The sequence below is a fragment of the Microbacterium sp. genome (genome assembly GCF_030149085.1).
GTDB lineage: Bacteria > Actinomycetota > Actinomycetes > Actinomycetales > Microbacteriaceae > Microbacterium.
In genome coordinates this window covers 1-4,525 of sequence record NZ_JASBSF010000329.1, presented here as the reverse complement: position 1 = coordinate 4,525, position 4,525 = coordinate 1, and the positions used below count along the sequence as shown (strand labels likewise).

Genomic DNA, 4,525 nt, shown 5'->3' with positions numbered 1-4,525 from the left:
ACGCGTGTCCGACAAGACCGCGTTCTTCAACATCGCCGGTACCGGCAAGCCGGGCAAGCTCATCGAGTACGACGAGACCACCACGATCTTCACCCGCCCGAAGGTCAAGGACACCGAAGACTACGTCTCGGGCCGCTTCGGATAAGCATCCGTTTCGGAGGAGGGGGCGCGGCCGTTTGGCCCCGCCCCCACATCCGTTTCGTCACACCCCCGCGTTGCTCGGTCGCAACGGCGAACCCATATGCCGACACGCCGGGTCGCGGCATCCGTCACCGGCGTGTCGAGGAAGCTATGCGCCGTTGCGACACGGCGCCCCGGGACCGAGCAAGTACCCGGCAGCGCCGCCTCGGTCACAACGGCGCACCTTTCTGCCGACACGCCAGGCCGCGGCATCCGTCACCGGCGTGTCGAGGAAGCTATGCGCCGTTGCGACACGGCGCCCCGGAATCGACGCATGTCCGAGGGGCGCGGAACCACTCCTCCCCAAGGCATCGGGGAGCACGAGTTCGCACATCTACGGTTCCCGGATGACGCGAAGACACGTGATCGACGGAGCCTGACGGTGTGTGTGATGCGCCTTTGGCCGTAATGACCGTGGCGGAGCTTCGCGCTCGCGGCTTCGGGTATCCCTGGGTGCGCACCGCGCTGCACTGGGGTGCGATCACACGCGTGCGCCGGGGACTGTACGCACGCCCCTGGGCTTGCCGTGACCTCCTGCTCGCGACGGCCCACGGTGGCACCTTGGCGTGTGTCTCAGCAGCGCGGCATCTCGGACTCTGGGTGCTCGATGATGCCACCGAGGTCCATGTCTGGCTCCCCTCTCGACACTGCTACAAGCACGACGGATGCGAATGTATCGAGCACTGGGATGACGGCCGAAGTGGCGTCGGAACGATGGCACCGCCCGTGCGTCAGATCCTGCGACAGATTCTGCACTGCCGCGGAGTCGAGGAGTTCTTCGTCGTGCTCGAGTCCGCACTGCGGCAGCGGCGGGCCGACGCGGCTGATCTGCGTTGGCTCCGGCGGCACACGAATGCTGCGGCGCGAGAAGCCATTGACCTGGCCCGACAGAGGATGCCGACAGCGGCCTCGAGTCCCTCCTTCGCTGGCGCCTCCGCCACCTCGGCTTGAGCGTGCGAACGCAGGTGTCGGTCTTCGGCGTCGGTCGGGTGGATGCCGTCATCGGCGAACGCCTGCTGATCGAAGTCGACGGCCGTGACAACCACGACGGCGTCCGCATGCGGCACAAGGATCTGGTCAGGGACGCGAACGCCGCGATCTGGGGCTACACGACGCTTCGCTTCGACTACTCCCTCGTGGTACACGACTGGGAGCTCGTGGAGGCTGCGATCCTCGGCGCGCTCGGCAGGCGGCTGTCGCAACGGCGCATCGATGTGTCGACGCGCCGGGACGCCGCATCCGGCACCGGCGTGTCGCGCAAACCGTGCGCCGTTGCGACGTCGTCAGGGTCTGGGCCGGAGGACGGATGTGTCAGTCGCGGGGGCTGAGAAGATAAGCGTTCAGGTCGGCTGTGAAGGCGGCATCGGTCGGGAGCGATGTGCCATCGATTGCGGTGATGGGCGCCGCGAGCCGAACGCTCGACACGAGCCATGCCGCGTCGACGCTCGCCAGTGACTCGGTCAGGATCTGCTCGTATCCCGTTTCGTAGCCACACTCCTGCAGGTAGGCGAACATGCTCAGCTGTGTCGTCCCGTGCAGGATGCCGCCGGTCGGCGCAGGAGTGGTGAACCGATCCCCTCGGCGCAGCACCAGGGATGCCGTGGGCGCCTCGAGCACGAAACCGTCGGTGGTGACGAAGATCGCATCATCCGCCCCGCGACGGTGCGCCTCACGAAGGGCGGCCATATTGACGGCGTACGAGAGTGTCTTTGCACCGAGCAGCAGCCACGGCGCCCGGGCGGGAACCGTGGAGTCATATCCACGGTCAAGCGTCACAACACGGATGCCGCGCTCGCGCACCGCCGTGAAATCAGCCGCCGGGGCAAGGGTGACCCACGCGGTGGGCGTCGGGCCGTGCTCGATACCGCGGCTGAGGATGAGCTTGATCACCGACTCCCCCGCCGGGGCGTGCGCGGCAACGACGGCGATGGCGGCCCGCCATTGCGCGAGGTTCGGCGCCGGGAGGTCGCAGATGCGCGCGGAGTGCGCAAGCCTGTCGAGGTGGGCATCGACTTCCTGCGGATGTCCGTCGACGACGCCGATCGACTCGAAGATCCCGTCGCCGCGTTGCGTGCTCAGTTCACCCACGCTCAGAGCCGGCGCCGCGGGATCCACCGACGCAAACGTGTCAGCGAAGTCCGCGCGGTCGGCATCCCCATCGACAGGTTGAATCATCAGGGCGTAACTCGTGGCCATGCGATGAAGCCTACGCGGCGGGAATACCCGGTCCGGTGACGCGGTTAGAATGTCATAGCCGGGCCGCAGTAACCCCGGGCTCCATCTTCTGCCGCTACGAGCGGCCATGCGCCGAGAGGCGTTCTGCGGCCCGGCACTTTCGCGCCGGGGCACAGGGCGCCTCTCGCCCCGCAAGGCCCCCACCAGCACCGCGGCGTTCTGCGGCCCGGCACTTTCGCGCCCGGTCGGTCTGCGCATCCGCCGCGACTGCGTCCTCCCGCGCCCGCCTCAGAGCGCCGAACCCGCACATCTCGGGGCAGGATGCCGGGGGCAGGCGACTCGGTCAGGTAAGGGATTCGCGGCGCCAGAGAGCCGCGCAGGCGCTCAGATCGGATGCGTAGTCGCTCAGACGCAGCGCGCGGGTGGTGAAGGCTGCGCTGCGGTCGGACTCGGTTGCGTCGTAGTCGTCAGCCAGGTACGTGGCACCCGCGGCCTGCACCCGACAGAACGCGGCGGCGCGATCGAGAGCTACGGCGAAGTCACCGCGGAAGAGCCCGCGCAGGATCGTGTCGACGAGGGTGACGAGCTCGTCAGGGCTTGCCGGCACGGGAGCCCCGGCGACCAGAGCGTCCGCGGTATCGAGGGCAGCGCGGCCCCTCTCGTAGGTCAAAGCCGCCGTGATCGGGTCGTCATGGATCATGAGCTGTACGAGATACAGACGCCACAGCGCTCCGGGCAGCGTCTTCGCTGGGGAACGAGACCACAGCTCAGCTATGTCATCGATGCCGTGCTCGGCGGTGAACGCGATCAGGCGATCGACGACTGCCTCGTCGGGGTTGGCGCGAACGCGCGAGAGCAGCGCTTGCGCCGTGGAGTGCGCGACGCGAGAGACCTCTGCGGGGTCTTCAGCAGCAAACAGCCGGTCGAACAGCTCGGCAGGTCTGCGGACGGGCTTGTGATAGGGCCGCGGGTCGTCACTCACCCGCACCAGGGTAGTCGCGACGGGCGTCGCTCAGGTCGGGATGGCGACAACAGCGTCCGATGTCGGCTCGCCTGTCGGGGAACCACCGGCGGGCTCGATCGTGATCGCGATCGTGTCGCCCGGCTCCATCTCGCCGTCGAGGATCCACGTTTCGGTTCGCTGCCCACTCGCCGCGAACGCACCCGCCGGTATCGGAGACTCGTCGCCGCGCACGAACCACAGCTCGTAGCTCTGATCGTCGGCGATCTGCGGAAGTCCGTCCGAAACGATGACGGCCTTTCCGACCGAGTCTGCCCAGTAGAGCGTGGACTCGCCGCCGCCTTCGATCTGCGCCGTCGCCGACTGCGCATCCGGCGCCGACTGGACCTCTTGCAGCGCAACGACCTCGGGCGGACGATTCACCCAGTCGTTGATGCTGACGGCGGTGAAGCCGAGCGCGACGAGAAGAACGAAGGATGCCGCGAGGGCGAACATGCTCCGCATCCAGCGCGTCCGGGACTGGGTTTGTATCGCCGCGGTGCTCGGGGGCGGTACGACACCGAGAGGTAGGGCATCCGTCTGCGGCGCCAGTGCGACGCGGGTGAGGATATGGTGCCGAAGCTCGGCAGGCGGCTCGACTTCCGGGGCGTAATAGGCGAGCGCGGCCGCGGTTTCGAGGTCGCGCTCGGCGATGCCGCGCCACTCCGGATGCATCGTGAGAGCGAGGTCGAAGGCCTGCTGTTGCTCAGCGTCGAGGGCACCGAGGGCGGATGCCGCCGACAGTTCTGCGAACTCCTGCTCGTTCATGAGGCCACCCCCATCTCTGCTCTCAGGCGCGACAAGCCGTCACGCATCCGGGTCTTCACTGTTCCCAGCGGCGCCCCCACGAGCGCCGCAATCTCGCTCTGACTGTAACCCCCGAAATACGCGAGGGTGAGGGCCTCGCGCTGTGATTCGGGAAGGGCGGTGAGTGCTTCTGTTACTCGTCGGCTCTCGATCCGCAGTTCCGCCTGCTCGGCGACGCCATCGTGAGCGACGTCGATGTCACGGAACCCGACCCGGATGTCGCGATCGACGCTCGCCTGCGAAGCCCGCACGCGGTCGACGGCTCGGCGGTGTGCAATCGTCAGCACCCAGGATCTGCCCTGGCCTTTGTTCGGAGCGAAGCGCGCGGCGGATTGCCACACCTCGAGGAAGACCTCCTGCAGA

General features: G+C 67.7%; 6 protein-coding genes and 1 pseudogene. 3 read left to right on the top strand and 4 right to left on the bottom strand.

Features of this window, described 5'->3' with window-relative positions:
- The 3 genes and pseudogenes from Q1V87_RS13485 to Q1V87_RS13475 all read left to right on the top strand — a co-directional run.
- Nucleotides 1-145, top strand: a pseudogene (locus Q1V87_RS13485) (phosphate ABC transporter ATP-binding protein); the annotation flags it as partial.
- Nucleotides 146-564: 419 nt separating this feature from the next.
- A complete protein-coding gene (locus Q1V87_RS13480; RefSeq protein ID WP_300593876.1) occupies nt 565-1,131 on the top strand; it encodes a hypothetical protein in 567 nt (188 codons plus the stop codon).
- A gap of 2 nt (nt 1,132-1,133) precedes the next feature.
- On the top strand, nt 1,134-1,508 hold the full coding sequence (locus tag Q1V87_RS13475; protein WP_300593879.1) for a DUF559 domain-containing protein: 375 nt from the start codon (nt 1,134-1,136) through the stop codon (nt 1,506-1,508).
- Here Q1V87_RS13475 and Q1V87_RS13470 read toward each other — a convergent pair.
- The 4 genes from Q1V87_RS13470 to Q1V87_RS13455 form a co-directional block, all read right to left on the bottom strand.
- On the bottom strand, nt 1,492-2,376 hold the full coding sequence (locus tag Q1V87_RS13470) for an aminodeoxychorismate lyase (RefSeq protein ID WP_300593874.1): 885 nt from the start codon (nt 2,374-2,376) through the stop codon (nt 1,492-1,494). The two genes, Q1V87_RS13475 and Q1V87_RS13470, sit on opposite strands and share 17 nt — an antisense overlap.
- Before the next feature lie 322 nt (nt 2,377-2,698).
- On the bottom strand, nt 2,699-3,337 hold the full coding sequence (locus Q1V87_RS13465; RefSeq protein ID WP_300593871.1) for a DNA-directed RNA polymerase subunit beta: 639 nt from the start codon (nt 3,335-3,337) through the stop codon (nt 2,699-2,701).
- A gap of 30 nt (nt 3,338-3,367) precedes the next feature.
- Complete coding sequence (locus Q1V87_RS13460) at nt 3,368-4,123, bottom strand: anti-sigma factor (RefSeq protein WP_300593868.1); 756 nt, start codon at nt 4,121-4,123, stop codon at nt 3,368-3,370.
- A partial coding sequence (locus Q1V87_RS13455; RefSeq protein ID WP_300593866.1) for a sigma-70 family RNA polymerase sigma factor occupies nt 4,120-4,525 on the bottom strand: 406 nt, incomplete at its 5' end. The genes Q1V87_RS13455 and Q1V87_RS13460, both read right to left, overlap by 4 nt.

Coding starts and splice junctions, on each gene's coding strand:
- Q1V87_RS13470 (WP_300593874.1), bottom strand. CDS start 2,376: ATGGCCACGAGTTACGCCCTGATGATTCAACCTGTCGATGGGGATGCC.
- Q1V87_RS13460 (WP_300593868.1), bottom strand. CDS start 4,123: ATGAACGAGCAGGAGTTCGCAGAACTGTCGGCGGCATCCGCCCTCGGT.